This is a genomic window from Pseudarthrobacter sp. TRD_SC_9 (assembly GCF_055361265.1).
In genome coordinates this window covers 1,215,918-1,235,064 of the sequence record NZ_CM143956.1, presented here as the reverse complement: position 1 = coordinate 1,235,064, position 19,147 = coordinate 1,215,918, and the positions used below count along the sequence as shown (strand labels likewise).

Here is a 19,147-nt window from a genome sequence, read left to right as displayed (position 1 = left end):
TTTATAGCGAATTTTGAGAGAAAGAGCGTCTGGTATGCAGGTCCATAAGTACGACGTCGTGATCGTTGGTGCCGGTGGCGCTGGCATGCGCGCAGCGATTGAATCCGGTCAGCGGGCACGAACAGCAGTACTGACCAAGCTTTACCCCACTCGCTCGCACACCGGTGCGGCACAGGGTGGCATGTGCGCGGCACTGGCCAACGTCGAGGAAGACAACTGGGAGTGGCACACTTTTGACACCGTCAAGGGCGGTGACTACCTGGTGGACCAGGACGCAGCTGAAGTCATGGCACGCGAGGCCATCGACGCCGTACTGGACCTGGAAAAAATGGGCCTGCCGTTCAACCGCACCCCGGAGGGACGCATCGACCAGCGGCGCTTCGGCGGCCACACCCGTGACCACGGCAAGGCTCCGGTCCGCCGCGCCTGCTACGCCGCCGACCGCACCGGCCACATGATCCTGCAGACCCTGTACCAGAACTGCGTCAAGCACAACGTCGAGTTTTACAACGAGTACTACGTCCTTGACCTGTTGACGGTTGAGGAAGACGCTGTACGCGAGGACGGCACCCCGTACAAGCAGAAGCGGGTTGCCGGCGTCGTGTCCTACGACCTCGCTACCGGCGAGTTGCATGTCTTCCAGGCGAAGTCCGTAGTCTTCGCCTCGGGCGGAGCGGGCAAGGTCTTCAAGACCACGTCCAACGCCCACACCCTCACCGGAGACGGCATGGGCATCGCCTTCCGTCGCGGCATCCCCCTGGAAGACATGGAGTTCTTCCAGTTCCACCCGACCGGCCTTGCCGGTCTGGGCATCCTCCTGTCGGAGGCCGCCCGCGGTGAAGGTGCCATCCTCCGCAACTCAGAAGGTGAGCGCTTCATGGAGCGCTACGCCCCCACCATCAAGGACCTGGCGCCGCGTGACATCGTGGCCCGGTCCATGGCCAACGAGGTCCGGGAAGGCCGCGGTTGTGGCCCGAACAAGGATTACGTCCTCCTGGACCTGACCCACCTGGAGCCGGCGCACATCGACGCCAAACTCCCAGACATCACCGAGTTCGCCCGCACCTACCTTGGTGTTGAGCCCTACACGGAACCCGTTCCGGTGTTCCCGACGGCGCACTACGCCATGGGCGGGATCCCCACGAACATCACCACCGAGGTGCTGCAGGACAACGACACCGTGGTTCCCGGCCTTTACGCCGCCGGTGAAGTGGCCTGCGTTTCGGTGCACGGCTCCAACCGCCTTGGCACCAACTCCCTGCTGGACATCAACGTCTTCGGCAAGCGGGCCGGTATCGCCGCCGCCGAATACGCCAAAACCGCAGACTTCGTCGAGCTTCCGGAGGACCCGGAGGCTTACACGATCGAGCTGCTGAACATTGCCCGCAATGGCACCGGCACCGAGAAAGTGGCAGCGATCCGCAAGGACCTGCAGGACACCATGGATGCCAACATGCAGGTGTTCCGCACGGCGGATACGCTTAACCAGGTACTCAAGGACATCGATTCCTTCGAAGAGCGCTACCGCAACATCAGCGTCCAGGACAAGGGCAAACGCTTCAACCTTGACCTGCTCGAGGCCGTGGAACTGGGGTTCCTCCTGGAACTGGCCAAAGTCATGACCGTGGCAGCACTTCACCGTGAAGAGTCCCGTGGCGGGCACTTCCGTGAAGATTTCCCGGAACGCGACGACGAGAAATTCATGAAGCACTCCATGGCGTACAAGGACGACCACGCTCCGGCAGACGGTTCTGCAGAAGCTATCGCGGGAATCCGGTTGGCCACCAAGCCGGTGGTCTTCACACGCTACGAGCCGATGGTGAGGAAGTACTAACATGACCGCTGAACTCGCTGAGCCAGCATCCAAAATCGAACTGCCCGCCGGCGTTGGCGGTGGCGGGGAGATCCCCACGTTCAACATCACGCTGCGTGTGCGCCGGTACAACCCCGAGGTTTCCGAGGAAGCCACGTGGGAGGACTTCGAGCTCACCATGTACGGCACGGACCGTGTGCTTGACGCCCTCCACAAGATCAAGTGGGAGCACGACGGCAGCGTTTCCTTCCGCCGCTCCTGTGCCCACGGCGTCTGCGGTTCCGATGCCATGCGCATCAATGGCCGCAACCGCCTGGCCTGCAAGACGCTGCTGAAGGACCTGGACACCTCCAAGCCCATCACGGTGGAGCCCATCAAGGGCCTGCCGGTGGAGAAGGACCTCATTGTGGACATGGAGCCGTTCTTCCAGTCCTTCCGCGAAGTGATGCCGTTCCTGATCAACCGCGGGCACGCGCCCACCAGGGAGCGCCTGCAGTCCGCCGAGGACCGCGAGCGGTTCGACGACACCACCAAGTGCATTCTGTGCGCCGCGTGCACGTCGTCCTGCCCGGTGTTCTGGACCGACGGCCAGTACTTCGGCCCTGCCGCGATTGTCAACGCGCACCGGTTCATCTTCGATTCCCGTGATGACGCCGGCGACATGCGCCTGGAAATCCTGAACGACAAAGAAGGCGTGTGGCGTTGCCGCACCACCTTCAACTGCTCGGAAGCGTGCCCGCGGGGCATTCAGGTCACCCAGGCCATTGCCGAGGTCAAACAGGCAATTCTTTCCCGCAAGATTTGATTCCGTCCCGGTGACGGGAAAGCACGACGGCGCCGCCCACCAACTATGGTGCGCGGCGCCGTCGTGCTTTCCACCCTTAGGGCCGCCGAGTGGCCCTGTATTGAAAGGCATGCAATGTCCCGTTCAGTGAAAGTACAGTTCGAAGGCACCACCGGCGAGATGCTGTCCGGCATTCTGGACCAGCCCGACGGGCCGGTCAAGGGCTGGGGGGTCTTCTCGCACGGCTTCACGTTGGGCAAAGACAGCCCCGCGGCGTCACGGATCTGCAAGGCCCTCGCAGACAGCGGCGTTGGCATGCTCCGCTTCGACAACCTGGGGCTGGGCGAATCTGCCGGCACCTGGGCGGAGGGATCGTTCAGCCACAAGGTGGCAGACACAGTCCGGGCTGCAGGCTTTATGCGTGACAGCGGCAAAGCCATCTCCATCCTCGTCGGACATTCCTTTGGTGGTGCCGCCGTCCTGGCAGCCGCCCGCGAGATCCCGGAGCTTGATGCCGTCGCCACCATTGGTGCGCCGTTCTCGCCCAAGCACGTGGCTCACGTGTTCGATGCAGCACTGGACCGCATCCTCAGCGAAGGCAGCGCCGAGGTAGACCTGGGCGGCAAGCGTGTGGAGATCCGCCGGCACTTCGTCGAGGACCTGGAGAATGCGGACCTGACCGAGTGCATCAAGGGCCTGCACAGGCCACTGCTGGTGCTGCACTCCCCCACTGACAACACCGTGGGGATCGAGAATGCCAGCACGATTTTCCAGACTGCCCGGCACCCGCGGAGCTTCGTCTCACTGGAGGGCAGTGATCACCTTTTGACGGGCAAAGGGCAGGCGGCGCGGGCTGCAAGAATTATTGCTGCCTGGACAGACCAGTACCTCGACGCCGGACAGTAGCCCACTCCGGCCGGTTTTCCGTACCCTTGTGTTCTCCGGCGGCACCACCCTGGGGCACTCGTCCGGGCTGGACCCGGCGTGCCCCCCAGACGGAGGCAGGTCCGCCGGCTGCGGACGTCAGGTCGGCTTGGCGGACAGCGGCCCAGGAACCGGCTACCAGGTAGACCTGGCTGACCAGATTGAACCAAATAAGCAGGCCAATGATGATCGCGAACGGCGCCAGCACCGGGTTCCTGCCCGCCCCTGCCAGCAGCTCAGTGCTGAAGATCTGCAAGACACTGGTTCCGATGGCAGCAAGGATTGTGCCCTCCAGCAGTGCCCGCATGGCCAGCTTCAGGCCGGCCACCAGCCTGAACATTAACAAGGCAGTGACCCAGCTAAGCACCAGCGGCACGCCGATCTTGATTGAGGTAGTCAACGGTCCGGCCACAGCGTCGTCCAAGGCCAGGAAATCTGCCACCCAGCCGGCCGCGGTCCCGAAGATCAGCGATGCGCCCGAACTGACAACCACAGCCATGCCCAGCAGCACCAAGATGCCGGCGTCGCGCAGCTTCAAGACTACGGGGTTCACTGTCAGCGGTGGCAGCTGCTGGACTCCGCGCAGGCCCTCCCGTACCCGGGCCAGCCAGCCGAGCGAGGTAATCACGGTAACGACGGCGGCAATTGCGGCGGTCCAGCCCAAGCCGATGGGATCAAGCAGTTCCTGCGGGTCCACGAGCCCCTGACCGCCATTCACCTTCAGCAGCCCGGGGGCCGCCTCTGCCACGCTGGCCACGACCCGGTCCAGCAGCACCTGCTGCCCCCGAAGGAGAAGCCCCGCAATCGAGAAGCCCGTGGTCAGGAGGCCGGTGATAGAGAAGAACATGGTGAAGCCGATTCCTGCGCTCATCAGCGGTCCGCGTTGCCTGGTGTACTGCTGCATGGCGCGCACTGGCCGGAGGGCGTTGAAGGACGCAAGGAGCCACTGCAGCAAGGACACGGCTTCACCGGCGAATCCCGCGCCTGACCTGCGGGCACGGCCCCAGTCAATCCTGCGCTGGATGACCGCCAGCCTCAGCTTGGCCCGCTCAGTGGGTAGTGGTGGGTTCGCCGCTGTCTGCGAGCCATGGCGCGTCGTCGTCCGTTTCTGTCCCAAAGTCCAGCTCTTCCCGTAACTGCCAAATTCCATCCGCGTCGTGCTCGTAGAGTCCCATGCTAACCACAGGGAACGTGGCCCTGTAGTCACGGAGCGCCGTTTCGGCTTCATCGAGGCTCTCGGGGGCAACGTCATGGGCGATGGTGACGTGCGGGTGGTATGGGAAGGGCAGCTCGCGTTCCAGCGGGCCGGACTGGAGCTTCTCATGGAGCTCCACGCACGCTCCGAAGCCGTCCTCTACGTTCAGGAACACCACCGGGGATACGGGCCGGAAGGAGCCCGTACCGGAAATGGTGACCATAAAGGGTTCCTGCTGGCGGGCAACCTCACGAACGTGGCGGTGCGTTGCTTCCCAGTCCTCGGTGAGCGTCGTGGTGACCAGCGTGATATGCGCAGGGATGACGTCCGCCATGGGATCGCCAAAGGAGGCCCGCCAGCGCTGCAGTTCTTCGGCGATGGCAGGCGGGAAACCCAGGATGACCCCTACATTCGCTCCCTCGCCGGCACTGCTGTTGGACGTCATGGGCCTAGCGGACTCCCAGGGTGCCGCCATAGGGAAGGAACCCTACCTTGGCATAGACATCACGAAGGGTGGCCGAAGCAATTTCACGGGCCTTGTCGGCACCGTGGGCCAGGAGCCGGTCCAGTTCCGCAGGGTCCGCCAGGAGCTCGTTGGCGCGTTCCCGGATCGGGGCGAGATGGCCGGAGACAAGTTCCGCCAGATCGACTTTCAGGTGCCCGTACATTTTGCCTTGATACTCCGCAACGATCTGCTCCACCGGCCGGCCCGCAATCGCGGAGTAGATGCTCAGCAAATTGGAAACACCGGGCTTGGCGTCACGGTCGAAACGAATCTCCGTTTCAGTGTCAGTGACGGCGGACTTGATGCGCTTTGCCGTGACCTTTGGATCATCGAGCAGGTTGATCAGGCCTGCGGGAGACTCCGCGGACTTGGACATCTTGGCCGTGGGGTTCTGAAGGTCATAAATCTTGGCTGATTCCTTCTGGATGAAGGGCTCCGGGACCTGGAAGGTCTCGCCAAAGCGGCTGTTGAACCGGTTGGCCAGATCGCGGCTGAGTTCCACGTGCTGGCGCTGGTCCTCGCCTACCGGAACTCCGTGGGGCTGGTAGAGCAGGATGTCGGCGGCCTGGAGGATGGGGTAGGTGAAAAGCCCCACGCTGGCGTGGTCCGATCCCTGCCTCTGGGCCTTGTCCTTGAACTGCGTCATCCGGGCTGCCTCGCCCATTCCGGTAATGCAATTCAATACCCACGCCAGCTGCGCGTGCTCAGGTACCTGGGACTGGACGAACAAGGTGCACTTCTCCACGTCCACTCCGCCGGCTATGTACTGGGCAGCAGTGATGCGGGTACGGCGAGCCAGTTCCACGGGATTCTGCGGCACCGTGATGGCATGCAGATCAGGGATAAAGAAGATGGCATCGTATTCATCCTGCATGCGGACCCAGTTGACCAGGGCGCCCAGGTAGTTGCCCAGATGCAAGGAGTCAGCCGACGGCTGCATGCCCGAAAGCACGCGGTGCTTTTGGCCGGCGGCCAGCTTGGTGGAAGATGCCGGCACGGGGGCGGCATCAGGTTCTGTAGTGGTGAAACTCGTCATGGAAGAGCCTTAAAACTAGAGCCGGTAATCCACTACCAGCGGAGCATGGTCAGAGAAGCGGGTATCCCACGACGGCGCCCTGTCAACAACAGCGGACAAAGCGGCGGCTGCGAGCCCGGGGGTGGCCAGGTGGTAGTCAATGCGCCAACCGGTGTCGGTGTCGAACGCCTTGCCGCGCTGCGACCACCAGGTGTAGGGGCCATTGACGTTCCCCGCCAGGCCCCGGTGCACATCCTTCCAGCCGATCTCTTCGCCGAAGAAGCGATCGAAGTAGGCACGCTCCTCAGGCAGGAATCCCGCTTTTTTGACGTTGCCCTTCCAGTTCCTGATGTCCAGTTCGGTGTGGCCAACGTTCAGGTCCCCCACAACGAGCGCGTGGTCGCTGTGCTTGGTCAGCTCCGGCAGGCGGGTGGTCATGGCATCCAGGAAGCGGAACTTGTCCACTTGTTTGGGCGTGCCGACCTCACCGGAATGCACGTAGGCACTCGCCACGGTCAGCTGGGCAGGGGTACCGGACATTGTGGGCACCGTGAAATCCGCTTCAACCCATCGGCCTGCCGTGGCGAAGTAATCGTCGCCGATGCCGTTGCGGGTCAGAGTCGGTTCCTGCCGGGAAGCGACGGCAACGCCGGCACGGCCCTTTGCCTCGGCCTCAGCGTGCAGGATATACCAGCCCTCGCCCAGCAGCTGGCGTACCACCGCGTCAGGCGCGCGGACCTCCTGAAGGCAGAGGATGTCAACATCGCGCGGCTCCAGCCACGCCGCCATACCGTTCTTGTAGGCAGCCCGGAGGCCATTGACGTTGACTGATGCGATCCGAAGGTGGTCCTTCTCCAATGCCGAGCTCACCCGCTCTACTCTAGTCGATGATGGTGCCGCTGACCGGCTCGTCAGTGCCGCCCGAGGACTTGATCATGTCCCTCGCATTGGTGGCCGTAATTTCGATGGTTTCCAATGCCCTGTTGATGGTGTCCTGGTTCGCGGCAGCACCCTTGGCCCGTTCGTCATTGATGACGCGGACCTGGACCTGGACGATCTTGAACGAGTGGTCCAGCTTCAGGTCCCGGACGCCGTCAGCGCGGGCCTCCGAGACCACACGGGTGCCGCCGTGGTCCGAGGACTCCGAGGACGGCGCGCGGCCGGCAGCACTGTTGAAGGCGTTCTGGGCCTCGCTGAACTTGGCGCCGGCCTTGCGGGCAGCTTTCTGGATGCTGAACACCACAAACGATGCCAGCAGCAGCCAGAACAGCGCGATGATGGCCACGACCCAGCCAACAACGTCGTTCTGGTTTGCGGCGAAGATGACCGCCACCAGGAAGGCGATGATAAAGACCGTCATGCCCAGTCCACCGATGCGGAACATGCCGCCCTTGGCCGAACCGGACGAAAACTTTGAAGTGCCCACAGATTGCATGGCTCTATTCTCTCAAACCGGCAGGCCTCCTCCGGCCACCTTCCACCCGGGGCGAACATGCCAAAGTCCGACGGCGGCACCCCAGCCGGGTGCCGCCGTCGGACTTCAATTCACTTCATTTCACGCAGGTGAGCGCTGGCCGGCTTGCGCCACCATGCGCTCTGCGGTTTCCACCACGTTGGTCATCAGCAGCGCCACGGTCATGGGACCCACACCGCCGGGGTTCGGTGAGATGAAGCCCGCCACCTCGGCTGCCGCGGGATCGATATCCCCGTACACCTTGCTCTTGCCGGTTTCCGGATCCACTTCCCTGGTCACACCAACGTCCAGGAGGGCTGCCCCTGGCTTCACGTCGGCAGCCTTGACGATGTGCTTGACGCCGGCCGCACCGACGATGACGTCCGCCTGACGCAGCAGTTCGGACATATTTTCGGTGCCGGTGTGCGTCAGGGTGACAGTGGCGTTCACGGCCCGGCGGGTGAGCAGCAGGCCAATGGATCGGCCGATGGTCACGCCGCGGCCCACCACCACAACATGCTTGCCGGCGAGGCTGTAGCCGTTACGCTCCAGCAGCTCGATGACACCACGTGGCGTGCACGGCAACGGCGAAGTGATTTCGCCGTTGACGTTGAGCACCAGGCGGCCCAGGTTGGTGGGGTGCAGGCCGTCCGCATCCTTCATGGGATCGATCCGTTCCAGGATCGCATCCGTGTCCAGGTGCTTGGGCAGCGGCAACTGCACAATGTAGCCGTGGCAGGCGGGGTCCGCGTTGAGGTCGTCAATCAACGCCTCCACTTCCGACTGCGTGGCATCTGCCGGAAGTTCGCGCTGGATCGAGTTCATACCGATCGCCGCGGACTGCTTGTGCTTCATGGACACGTACAGGTGCGATGCGGGGTCGGCTCCTACCAGGACGGTGGCAATGCCGGGCGTCACACCCTTGGCCTTGAGCGCCGCCACCCGTTCGGCGAGCTCCGTCTTGATTTGTGCTGCAGCGGCCTTGCCGTCAAGAATCGTGGCGCTGGGCACGGCTGCCCCTACCACTGCTCGTGCTGCGGGTAGAGCGGGAAGTCAGCGGCAAGCTTGTCCACCCGGGCCTGAAGTGCCTCAACCTCGGTGGCCTGGCCGGACTTCAGGGCGCTGGCGATGATCTCCGCCACCTCGGTGAACTCGTTGGCACCGAAGCCACGGGTAGCCAGTGCGGGGGTTCCAATCCGCAGGCCGGAGGTGACCATGGGCGGGCGGGGATCGAACGGCACGGCATTGCGGTTGACGGTGATGCCCACCGAATGCAGGAGGTCTTCGGCCTGCTGGCCGTCAAGCTGCGAATTGCGCAGGTCCACCAGAACAAGGTGAACGTCCGTACCGCCGGTGAGCACCGAGACTCCTGCCTCGGCCAGGTCCGGCTGGTTCAGGCGGTCGGCGATGATGCGGGCGCCTTCAAGGACGCGCTCCTGGCGTTCCCTGAATTCCTCGCTGCCGGCGATCTTGAAGGCCACTGCCTTGGCCGCGATGACGTGCATGAGCGGGCCGCCCTGCTGGCCCGGGAACACGCTGGAGTTGAGTTTCTTGGCCCATTCCTGCTTGGCCAGGATCACGCCGGAACGCGGACCCGAGAGGGTCTTGTGCACGGTGGAGGTGACTACGTCGGAGTACGGCACCGGGCTGGGGTGCAGTCCGGCGGCCACCAGGCCGGCGAAGTGGGCCATGTCCGTCCAGAGCAGTGCGCCGACTTCGTCGGCAATGGACCGGAAGGCCTCGAAGTCCAGGTGGCGCGGGTAGGCAGACCAGCCGGCGATGATGACCTGCGGCTTCTCGGCAATGGCCTGCTCGCGCAGCTTGTCCATATCGATGCGGAAGTCGCCTTCTTCAACCTGGTAGGCGGCGACGTTGTACAGCTTGCCGGAGAAGTTCAGCTTCATGCCGTGGGTGAGGTGTCCGCCGTGGGCGAGGGACAGGCCCAGGATTTTGTCGCCCGGAGTGATCATGGCGGCGAGCGCCGCGGCGTTGGCCTGCGCACCGGAGTGCGGCTGGACGTTGGCGTACTCGGCGCCGAAGAGATCCTTGACGCGGTCGATGGCCAGCTGCTCGGCAACATCGACATATTCGCAGCCACCGTAGTAGCGGCGGCCCGGGTAGCCCTCAGCGTACTTGTTGGTCAGGACGGAGCCCTGGGCTTCCATCACGGCGCGGGGGGCAAAGTTTTCGGAGGCAATCATTTCCAGGGTGCCGCGCTGGCGGCCAAGCTCCTGGTTAAGGACTGCCGCGATCTCGGGGTCCAGTTCGGCAAGCGACTGGTTGCTGACGGACGCGGACGTGGCGATAGTGGTCACGAATAACTCCTGGCTGGGGGTACGGGCACTGCTTAGGTCAGGCTACCGGTTGGCGCGTTTCCACGCCCGCTTGATGACGGGAATGGCGTTAAGAAGCGGCTGCCGCGGCTGCTGCAGGAATCCACCGGCAAAACATGACCCTCGGCCCAGGCGTACGATCCGTGGTCTTCGTGATTGCCGCTCCCTGGTGGTAAGCCACCCAACGCCAGTTGCGACGCCCCCAGACTACCAAAAACCGTCGCCGTGCGCGGGTACGCTGGTACGTGTGAGTGATGAGCAACTGAACGAAGCGTACGTACTGACCCTGTCCTGCCCGGACCGTCCCGGAATCGTCCACGCCGTGGCTGGTGCCTTGCTGGTTGCCGGTTGCAACATCGCGGACTCCCAGCAGTACGGCAGCCCCGCCACCGGAAACTTCTTCATGAGGGTGGAGGCAACCACGGCAGCGTCACATGCAGAGCTGCATGCCGCCGTCGAACCCGTTGCCCAGGCGTTCGGGATGCAGTGGAACCTGTTCCCGGTGGGGCAGAAAGTCCGTACTCTGCTGATGGCCAGCAAGTCAGCACATTGCCTCAACGACATCCTGTTCCTGCAGCGCTCAGGCACCCTGCCCATCGAGATTCCGGCGATCGTGGCCAACCACCGTGACCTTGCCGGCCTGGCCGAGTTCTACGGCATCCCTTTCCACTACATTCCCGTGACGCCGGATACCAAGGTGCAGGCGGAGGACAAGCTGCGGGCCATCATGGCGGAGCACGACGTCGAACTGACCGTCCTGGCCCGTTACATGCAGATCCTTTCCGACGAGCTGTGCAACGAGCTGACCGGCAAGGCCATCAACATCCACCACTCGTTCCTGCCCTCGTTCAAGGGCGCCAAGCCTTACCACCAGGCGCACGCCCGCGGCGTCAAGCTGATCGGCGCCACCGCTCACTACGTCACGGCAGCGCTGGATGAGGGGCCCATCATCGAACAGGAAGTCATTCGGGTGGACCACGCGCGCACGCCCGAGCAGTTCGTGCAGATGGGCCGGGACGTCGAAGGCCGCACCCTGGCCCAGGCTGTTCAGTGGCACTCCGAGCACCGGGTCCTGCTGGATGGCAACCGGACCGTGGTGTTCAACTAGCACCCTCCCCGGATTAGGGTGGGGACATGGCTCCCCTATACCCCTTTGCCGGCCACGCGCCGGAGATCCACGAATCTGTGTTCATCGCACCCTCCGCGTCGATCATCGGCAACGCCACAATGGCCGAAGACTCCAGCGCCTTCTACGGCGTTTCGGTCCGCGCAGATACCGCCGCCATCAGCGTCGGCCCCGGCACCAACCTGCAGGACAACGTGGTACTGCACGCGGACCCTGGCTTCCCCTGCAGCGTGGGCGCGCGCGTCAGTGTGGGACACGCCGCCGTCGTGCATGGCTGCACCGTGGAGGACGACTGCCTGATCGGGATGAGCGCCACCGTCCTCAACGGTGCAGTGATCGGCACCGGTTCACTCGTGGCCGCCGGAGCGGTGGTCCTGGAAGGCGCCGTCATTCCGCCGCGGTCCCTGGTGGCCGGCGTGCCGGGCAAGGTACGCCGTCAGCTCACCGACGAAGAGTACGACGGCGTACTCAACAATGCGGCCCGCTACCGGGAGCTGGCACTCGCGCACCGGGAACTGCACTAGGTTTCGACAAGCTCAACCACCGGGTTTCGACGGGCTCAACCACCAGGGTTCGACAAGCTCAACCACCGTTAGTCGAGGCTGATCGGGCCGATCTCGTCCAGCAGGTCGCCGGGACCGGGATTGCCCGGAGCCGAGGAGCCGCCGAGGTGGTTCACCACTCCCCAGACCGCATTCAGGCCGGTGGTGACGGCGCCTTCGGCCCAGCCCGCCGTGAAGGAGACGTCATCCCCGGCCAGGAAGATTCCGCGCTGGGAGTCCGGCAGTTTGTCCTGCTTGAAGTGCGTGAACAGCCGCTGCTGGTAGCGGTAATGGCCCGGTAGGTTGGCCTTGAAAGCACCCATGAAGTTGGGGTCCGCTTCCCAGGAAACCGTGATGGGCTGGCCAACAATGTGGCTGGCAATGTCCACACCCGGGTAGATCTGTTCCAGCGAGTGCAGCATCAGTTCCACGCGCTCGTTCGCGTCCAGCGCCAGCCATTTGAGGGCGTCATCGTTCCAGGTGTAGGAGAGCAGGATGACGGCCGGTTTGTCGGGACCGTCATCGAGCAGATACGTGGCGCGGTTGAGCCGGTCCGTGAGCGTCATGGACAGCACCTCGCGGCCGGTCTCCGGATCAATGTCCTTCCAGAACGGCCTGTCCACCATCACAAACGTCTTCGAGGACTGCATATAGTGCGAGCGCTCAATGGCCGTCCACAGCCCGGCCGGGAACAGCGCTTCCTCAGTGTGGATGCGGGTGGACAGCAGCCAGGACTGGCAGGTTGTCACCACCGCCGGGTAGCTGGCTTCGCGGCCCCAGCGCTCGGCGACCCGCAGGTCGCCGTTGGGATCGCGGCTGATCCTGCCCACTGCGCCGCGGGGTGCTCCCGAGTGCAGTGAGGCCAGGGAGGTGCCTTCCGGCCAGTGCACCATGTCCGACGGCGAGTGCTGCCAGAGTGCCTCGGGGAGCCGCTGCGCTCCCCCGCTGATGAGCCGGTGCTGGTCGTCCGCGTCGGTGTAGACAACGCGGAGGATTTCGAGGATGGAGTTGGGGAAGTCGGTGTCCCAACCGCCTGTTCCGAAGCCCACCTGGCCGAAGGCCTCACGGTGTGCGAAGCCGGCCTGCTTGAAGGAGTCGCTGCCGGCGATGAAGCCGTAGAAGGTCTGTTCGTCCATCAGCGGCAGGAGTTCGTTCCACAGTTCCTTGATCCGGGCGGCGTCCCGGGCGCGGATGGCTTCCTGCATTTCCTGGAACCTGGCGCCGTCATTGACTGCCGCCTTCCAGGCGTCAGCCACCTCGCGGAAGAAGGGCGGAAGGTCCTCGGTGGTGGCGGCGTAATGCTTTTGGCCGGCAAGTTCGATCACCGTGCTGGACGTGACGGGGGCCAGCGGGTTCGGGAAGTCCTGGGTGTCCAGGCCCAGCAGGTCCACATAGTGGTAGAACGCCTTGCCTGAGACGGGGAACCGCATCCCGCCGAGGTCCGCCACAACGCCCGGCGCGGAGGGGAAGCTCGCGGTCCGCAGCCGCCCGCCGATCTGGTCCGCCTCGTAGAGCACCGGGCGCAGGCCCAGCTTCATCAGCTCGTACGCAGTCACCAGCCCGGAAAGCCCTGCGCCAACCACTGCGACCTCGGTGCCGTAAAGCCCGGGCGGCACAGTGCCCAGTCCGTCCGGGTGGGCCAGGTAGTGGTCATAGCTGAACGGGAAGTCCGGATTCAGCATGGTGATGGGCGCGGCAGTCCCGCCGTCGAAGGGTTGCTCGGGTGCCAGCAGTGTTGAGGTGCTGGAGGGGTCGGAAGCCGGCAGTTCGGTGGCGATGGTCATGGAGTCTTAGCCTTTGTGGGGTTGGAGTTGGACGGTGTTGAAACTGCTTCTCCGCTCAGCTCACGGTATTCGTCATCACCCAGTGCCGCCACCCTGGAGTTCCGGCGTCCGTAGCCGAAGTAGGCTGCCACGCCCACCAGCATCCAGATGCCGAAGACGAACCAGGTGTCAGCGCCGAGGTTGAGCATGAGGTAGCCGCACATGATGGCGCCAAGGATTGGGGTCAGCGGAAAGAGAGGTACGCGGAACGTACGCTCCAGTTCAGGCCGGCTGCGGCGCAGGTAGATAACGGCCACGTTGACCAGGGCGAAGGCGAACAGGGTGCCGATGCTGGTGGCGTCGGCCAGGGAACCCAGCGGAACCAGGCCCGCGGTCAGTGCGACGGCGGTGCCCACCAGGAGTGTCCCGGCAACAGGGGTGCCGGTACGGCGGGAGACACGGCTGAAGACCTTTGGGATAAGGCCGTCACGGGACATGGAGAGCAGGATGCGGGTCTGCCCATAGAGGACGGTGAGCACGATGCTGGCGATGGCCAGGACGGCGCCCACGGCGAAGACCAGTGCGATCCACGGCTGTCCGGTGGTTTCCTCGAGGATCTTCACCAGGGCGGCTTCGGTGCCGTCGAACCAGCCCCAAGGGCGGGCACCGATGGCGGCAACGGCCACCAGGACGTAGATGGTGGTGACGATCAGCATGGACAGCATGATGGCCCGGGGCAGGTCCTTCTTCGGGTTGCGGGCTTCTTCACCGGCGGTGGAGGCGGCATCGAAGCCGATGTAGGAGAAGAATACGCGGGAGGCTGCGGCGGAAACGCCGGCAGCACCCATGGGCAGCAGCGGCTCAAAGTTGCCGGCGTTGAAGGCGGTGAACGCGACGGCGCAGAAGAAGAGCAGGATGCCCACCTTGACCACAACGATCGAGGTGTTGATCCAGGCGCTTTCCTTTGCGCCTCGCACCAGCAAGATGGTGGCCAGCAGCACGATGACAACTGCCGGAAGGTTGAAGACGCCGCCGTCGCCCGGGGGCTGGGACATGGCGTCCGGCAGGACCTGGCCGAACACGGCAAGGCTTTCGTTCACGTATTGCCCGGCACCGACGGCAACCGCAGCAACGGACACGGCGTACTCAAGGACCAGGCACCAGCCACAAATCCAGGCCATACCCTCACCCATGGTGGCGTACGTGTAGGAGTAGCTGGAACCGGAAACCGGGACCATTCCGGCCATTTCCGCGTAGGACACAGCTGAGAGCAGGGCGGCGAGTCCGGCGATGGCGAAGGAGATCCAGATGGCCGGTCCGGCAAGCGGGACTGATTCGCCCAGGATCACCAGGATGCCGGTCCCCAGGGTGGCGCCAACGCTGATCATGGTCAGCTGCAGGACTCCGAAGCTGCGGACCAGCCGCGGTCCGCCGTGTCCGCTGTCGGCTTCCCGGACCATTTGGGCGATGGGCTTACGGCGCAGCAGCTGGGCGGCCAGTCCGGGACGGCCTGTAGGTCCGGTCGCGTTGCCCGGTGCCGGCCCGGTGAGTGTAGGCACAGTCATCGTTGACGTCCGTTCGTGAGTAGTTGGTCGAATTCCCCTCATCAACAGTAGGGCTGTGACCCGAATCTCAAAGAGGTGCAAAGTGACCTATAGTTTTCAGTCATGAGACAAAATGCACCAGCTGAGGGTGGGCTTCGCGGTGGGCCTGCCGCCGCTCCGGAACCTTCTTCTCCGCCCTCCGGACCGCTGGACGCTGTGACCCTGGGGCAATTCCTGGACGCCCTGCCGCCGGACCTTTCGGTGCTTGTCGACGGCGGCAACGGTGCGATGCCGCTGCGCTGGGTGGAACCCAGCGAACTTGAGGACCCTACGCCCTACCTGCTGGACGGCGAGTTTGTGCTCACCGCCGGACTGCCCTTCCTTGATGGCTCCACCGGGCCTGTTGTTGCCCCGGCGGACACTGCCGATGCTTACGTGCGCAGGCTCGTGGAAGCCGGAGTGGCGGCCCTCGGCTTTGGGCTGGAGCCGTATTTTGACGATGTGCCCGAACCGTTGGTGTCCGCCTGCCGGAAACACGGCCTGACCCTGGTGCGAATCCCCCACACCGTGCCGTTCGCAGCATTGGGACTGGCCTTTTCACAGCTGCTGGAATCCGGAAATGCGCGGGTCTTCCGGCAGCTGGCCGAGACCAACAGGCAACTGATGCGGGCAGTGCTGTCAGCCCGGCCCGAACACGAACTCTTGTCTGCACTGGCCCAGCGGGTTCCGGTCTGGGCGCTCCTGATCGGGGCAGACGGGCGGGTGCGGGCCAGGGCGGCAGCGGCCGCAGCGCCACCCGGAACGGTTGCGCGGGGCATCAGCGCAAGTTCCGGCGTCGAGCTTTCCGCTTTGCAGCCCCTGCTCAAACGGCTGCTCACCGGCAACGGCCCGCGCGTGGAGACAGAATCCTTCGATGCTCCTGGTTCCGCCCTGGTGTACGGCCACCCGCTGCGCAGTGCCAAGGACGCCACGTTGGGCGGACTGGTGCTGGGCACCGATGTGCCCCTGACGCCCGCACAGAACAGCGTGGTGTCCTCGGTTGTGGGACTGCTGGAACTACTGGTACGCCAGCGCACCAGTGGATCGCTGGCGCCCAGCCAACTGGCCACGGCACTGCTGCTCCATCCGGAAAGCCTCGCCTCGGGCGGCAGCAGGGAGCTGAACAACCTGAAGGATCTGCTGGCCCAGAGCGTCTCCGGTACCAGGTCGGGTGCGCTCAGGGTGGTTCAGGGCGTGCGTGCTGAGGAACAAGGGGCCGCTGCAGCTGATGGCCCCGTCCGTGAACTGCTCCAATGGCGGCGGCTCTTTGATACCAAAATGGTGGAGCTGACGGACTACGGGTTTGCGGCCGTGACCAGGCTGAAGGTGGATGATGCCTTGCTGCACGAGGTGGAGCAGCTTGGCTGGCGCCTGGTGGTGGGGGAACCCGCCGAGCTGGCAGACCTGCCTGCCGCGTACAAGCGGGCCACGTCGTTGCGGTCCAGGGTCAGGGCCACCGGCAAGAGCCTGCGGGTGGATGAGGTCACGTGGACTGTCACGGGATTATTGGGGCAGGAAGCCGGCGCCATGCTGGCCGGCCGGTTGCTGGAACCGGTCCTGAACCAGGAGCCCGAACGCCGCTCAGCCCAGCTTAAGGTGCTGAAGTCGTGGCTGGGCGAGAACGGAAACTGGGACGCCACGGCCAAGGCCCTGGGCCTGCACCGGAACAGTGTGCGCCGCCAGATCACCGCCCTGGCAGAGTTGCTAGAGCTGGATCTTGGTCAGGCCCAGGCGAGGGCAGAACTGTGGATCGCCTTGCAATACGTTGACGCACTGCTTCCGGAATAGCCGTTCTCCTCAGTGCTCCCAGGCGCGGTAGAGATCCGGGCGGCGCTCGGCCAGATATGGAACAGCCGCACGGGCCCGGCCGGCCATCTCGGCGTCCACCTCGGCGAACAGGAGCTGGCCGCCTTCCCCCGCCGCTGCCAACAAGGCGCCATCCGGACCGGCAATGACGCTGCCGCCGAGGAATCTACAGCCATCTTCAACACCGGAATGGTTGGCGTAGGCGATGGCCAACTGGCTTTCCAGCGCTCGCGCCCGCAGCAGGATCTGCGGCACGGACTCGAAACCGTGGGCGAGCGCCGTAGGGACCAGGAGCAGTTCCGCTCCGCCGTCGGCTGCTGCCCTGACCGCCTCCGGGAACTCCACGTCGTAGCAGATCACCATGGAGGTCCGGATTCCGTTGAAATCCACGACGGCGGGGCGTTCCGTTCCGGGGCTGAACGCGGAACGCTCGTCCTCACCAAAAAGGTGGACTTTCGCGTAGTGCAGGAGCGTGTTGCCCTGCGCGTCCAGGAGCGTTGAGCTGATGTTCCACACTCCACCGTTGGTTACGGCAGGAAGACTGTAGACCAGGCCGATATTGTGCGTTCGGGCGATCCTGGTAAGGGTGTCCCTGATGGCAGGAAGCCGGGAGGGGTCAAGTTCGGCGCGGAGCCGCCGCGGAGCGTAGCCCACCGGGAAGAGCTCGGGCGTGACCAGCACGGAGGCACCTGCAGCGGCCGCGGTCCGGGCAGCCTCGTCAAGTGCGGCACAGTTGGCTTCAATATCCAGTACGGCAGAATTTGCCTGCATCAGCGCCAGCAGCACCGTAACCACCTCACGACATCGGGGCGGGCGCAGGAAAAGCGTCCGCTCGTCACAGCCTAGCCACTGCGTTCGGGCTTCTTCCGGGTCCATTTGCACCTGGAATGTGGCCGGGCAGGACGTTTTACCCACCACAGGACGCCTTCCCGTCCCGCTATGCGTTAACTTCTTGACTACAAGCTGCTGAATAGGGCACGCTTCTTTTCATGGCCGCCACATCACGCCCAACGAGGAGCAAGGCCGGGAATCCCGGATCCCAGTCCGCGCTGCGCCATCTCAACCAGCAACGGATCATCGAAGCGCTGATGGGCGGGCCGGCCACCCAGGCGGAGCTGGCCCGGCAGACAGGGCTGTCCACAGCGACGGTCTCCAACATCGTAAAGATCATGCAGGAATCCGGACTGGCCTCCACCGAGCCCATCACCAGTTCGGGGCGGCGGGCGCTGAACGTCCGGCTCAACAGCAATGGTGCAGTAGCGGTGGGCATCGACTTTGGAAGACGGCACCTCCGGGTGGTCCTGGCGTCCATGAGCTACCACATCATCGCCGAGGACTCCGTAGACCTGCCGCTCGGCCACCACGCCGAGGAGGGCATCCGGGCGGCAGTACAACTGCTCTCCCGCCTGCTCTCTGATTGCGGTGTGGAGCGGAACGCCCTGGTGGGTGCCGGCGTCGGCATTCCCGGCCCAATCGACAGGCGAACGAGTACTGTAGCCCAGGGCGCCATCCTGCCGGAATGGGTTGGCATCAACATCCTGGACCACCTCGAGGAAACCCTGGAGATGCCGGTGTATTTGGACAACGACGCCAACCTTGGCGCCCTGTCCGAGGTCACTTGGGGCAAGCACGGATCGGTCAGCAACCTGCTGTTCATCAAGATCGGATCCGGCATTGGCGCCGGGCTGATCCTCAACGGCGCACCGTACTACGGAACAGTCGGAATCACCGGCGAAATAGGCCATGCGACGATCAACGAGCAGGGCCTGATCTGCCGTTGCGGCAATCGGGGCTGCCTGGAAACAATCGCGTCGACAACCACCATGATCGAACTCCTGAACCGAAGTTCGGGCGGACAGCTAACCCCTGCGGACCTCGTCAGGCTTACCCTGGCCCGTGATCCCGCGACGCTGCGGGTGCTGGACGATGCCGGGCTTGCCGTTGGCCGGTCCCTGGGCAATGTCGCCAACCTGATCAACCCGGAAGTGATTGTGGTGGGAGGCCCGCTGGCGGACCTGGGCGACCTGCTGCTGGACCCCATCCGGCGCGGTCTGATCAGGCATGCCGTGCCCGTGATCGGGGAATCCACGATCCTCACCATGTCATCGCTCGGGGACCGTGCGGAGGCCCTGGGAGCAGCTGCCCTGGTGTTCCAGCACGCGAAGTTCCGAACGTCCTGACGCCAGATCGTTATCCAGGCATTGCGTTCAAGAGTTGACGACAATCGTCCTGATCAAGTTTACTTTTTCCTCAGACGGCCTTCGCGACCTGCGGGGCGACAACGAAGTCATACATTGGAGGCGCT

The 19,147-nt window shown here is 64.3% G+C and carries 17 protein-coding genes and 1 riboswitch; of the genes, 7 read left to right on the top strand and 10 right to left on the bottom strand.

All coding sequences use genetic code 11. The features are described 5' to 3' along the window. Positions 1–34: 34 nt before the first annotated feature. The 3 genes from sdhA (at position 35) to ACWA13_RS05875 (ending at position 3,503) form a co-directional block, all read left to right on the top strand. Complete coding sequence (sdhA, locus tag ACWA13_RS05885; protein WP_463937221.1) at positions 35–1,834, top strand: succinate dehydrogenase flavoprotein subunit; 1,800 nt, start codon at positions 35–37, stop codon at positions 1,832–1,834. 1 nt (position 1,835) lies between these two features. After that, positions 1,836–2,618 carry a succinate dehydrogenase iron-sulfur subunit gene (locus ACWA13_RS05880; protein ID WP_463937220.1) on the top strand — a complete coding sequence of 261 codons (783 nt, stop codon included), beginning with the start codon at positions 1,836–1,838 and terminating at the stop codon, positions 2,616–2,618. Positions 2,619–2,732: 114 nt separating this feature from the next. After that, a complete protein-coding gene (locus ACWA13_RS05875; RefSeq protein WP_463937219.1) occupies positions 2,733–3,503 on the top strand; it encodes an alpha/beta hydrolase family protein in 771 nt (256 codons plus the stop codon). On the opposite strand, the gene ACWA13_RS05870 is transcribed toward ACWA13_RS05875, so the two are convergent. The 7 genes from ACWA13_RS05870 to glyA form a co-directional block, all read right to left on the bottom strand. Further along, positions 3,460–4,533, bottom strand: a complete 1,074-nt coding sequence (locus ACWA13_RS05870) for a YihY/virulence factor BrkB family protein (RefSeq protein ID WP_463937842.1) — start codon at positions 4,531–4,533, stop codon at positions 3,460–3,462. The genes ACWA13_RS05875 and ACWA13_RS05870 overlap by 44 nt on opposite strands. Positions 4,534–4,570: 37 nt before the next feature. Continuing rightward, positions 4,571–5,161 (bottom strand): 2'-5' RNA ligase family protein, encoded by a 591-nt coding sequence (locus ACWA13_RS05865; protein WP_463937218.1) that lies wholly within the window; start codon positions 5,159–5,161, stop codon positions 4,571–4,573. Between the two features lie 4 nt (positions 5,162–5,165). Then, positions 5,166–6,257, bottom strand: coding sequence for a tryptophan--tRNA ligase (trpS, locus tag ACWA13_RS05860; protein ID WP_463937217.1), 1,092 nt, complete (start codon positions 6,255–6,257; stop codon positions 5,166–5,168). Positions 6,258–6,272: 15 nt separating this feature from the next. Continuing rightward, a complete protein-coding gene (locus tag ACWA13_RS05855) occupies positions 6,273–7,106 on the bottom strand; it encodes an exodeoxyribonuclease III (protein ID WP_463937216.1) in 834 nt (277 codons plus the stop codon). Positions 7,107–7,116: 10 nt separating this feature from the next. Beyond that, positions 7,117–7,671 carry a hypothetical protein gene (locus tag ACWA13_RS05850; protein WP_463937215.1) on the bottom strand — a complete coding sequence of 185 codons (555 nt, stop codon included), beginning with the start codon at positions 7,669–7,671 and terminating at the stop codon, positions 7,117–7,119. 120 nt (positions 7,672–7,791) lie between these two features. Continuing rightward, on the bottom strand, positions 7,792–8,700 hold the full coding sequence (locus ACWA13_RS05845) for a bifunctional methylenetetrahydrofolate dehydrogenase/methenyltetrahydrofolate cyclohydrolase (protein ID WP_463937214.1): 909 nt from the start codon (positions 8,698–8,700) through the stop codon (positions 7,792–7,794). 8 nt (positions 8,701–8,708) lie between these two features. Then, positions 8,709–10,004, bottom strand: coding sequence for a serine hydroxymethyltransferase (gene glyA / locus ACWA13_RS05840; protein WP_463937213.1), 1,296 nt, complete (start codon positions 10,002–10,004; stop codon positions 8,709–8,711). Between the two features lie 137 nt (positions 10,005–10,141). Further along, positions 10,142–10,227: riboswitch (ZMP/ZTP riboswitch) on the bottom strand. Positions 10,228–10,269: 42 nt separating this feature from the next. Here glyA and purU point away from each other — a divergent pair. Both purU and ACWA13_RS05830 read left to right on the top strand, forming a co-directional pair. Then, a complete protein-coding gene (purU, locus tag ACWA13_RS05835) occupies positions 10,270–11,130 on the top strand; it encodes a formyltetrahydrofolate deformylase (protein ID WP_463937212.1) in 861 nt (286 codons plus the stop codon). A 26-nt stretch (positions 11,131–11,156) separates the two neighbouring features. Then, positions 11,157–11,672: a gamma carbonic anhydrase family protein gene (locus ACWA13_RS05830; protein WP_463937211.1), complete on the top strand. Its 516-nt coding sequence runs from the start codon at positions 11,157–11,159 to the stop codon at positions 11,670–11,672. A 68-nt stretch (positions 11,673–11,740) separates the two neighbouring features. On the opposite strand, the gene ACWA13_RS05825 is transcribed toward ACWA13_RS05830, so the two are convergent. Further along, positions 11,741–13,474: a flavin monoamine oxidase family protein gene (locus ACWA13_RS05825; protein ID WP_463937210.1), complete on the bottom strand. Its 1,734-nt coding sequence runs from the start codon at positions 13,472–13,474 to the stop codon at positions 11,741–11,743. Continuing rightward, a complete protein-coding gene (locus ACWA13_RS05820) occupies positions 13,471–15,018 on the bottom strand; it encodes an amino acid permease (protein ID WP_463937209.1) in 1,548 nt (515 codons plus the stop codon). The genes ACWA13_RS05825 and ACWA13_RS05820 overlap by 4 nt, the downstream gene beginning before the upstream one ends. A 102-nt stretch (positions 15,019–15,120) precedes the next feature. Here ACWA13_RS05820 and ACWA13_RS05815 point away from each other — a divergent pair, with 102 nt between their 5' ends. Next, on the top strand, positions 15,121–16,824 hold the full coding sequence (locus tag ACWA13_RS05815; RefSeq protein ID WP_463937208.1) for a PucR family transcriptional regulator: 1,704 nt from the start codon (positions 15,121–15,123) through the stop codon (positions 16,822–16,824). A 9-nt stretch (positions 16,825–16,833) separates the two neighbouring features. Here ACWA13_RS05815 and ACWA13_RS05810 read toward each other — a convergent pair whose 3' ends face one another. After that, positions 16,834–17,628 carry a carbon-nitrogen hydrolase family protein gene (locus tag ACWA13_RS05810; RefSeq protein WP_463937207.1) on the bottom strand — a complete coding sequence of 265 codons (795 nt, stop codon included), beginning with the start codon at positions 17,626–17,628 and terminating at the stop codon, positions 16,834–16,836. Positions 17,629–17,831: 203 nt separating this feature from the next. Here ACWA13_RS05810 and ACWA13_RS05805 point away from each other — a divergent pair, with 203 nt between their 5' ends. Then, positions 17,832–19,022: an ROK family transcriptional regulator gene (locus ACWA13_RS05805; RefSeq protein ID WP_463937206.1), complete on the top strand. Its 1,191-nt coding sequence runs from the start codon at positions 17,832–17,834 to the stop codon at positions 19,020–19,022. The last annotated feature ends 125 nt before the right edge of the window (positions 19,023–19,147 follow it).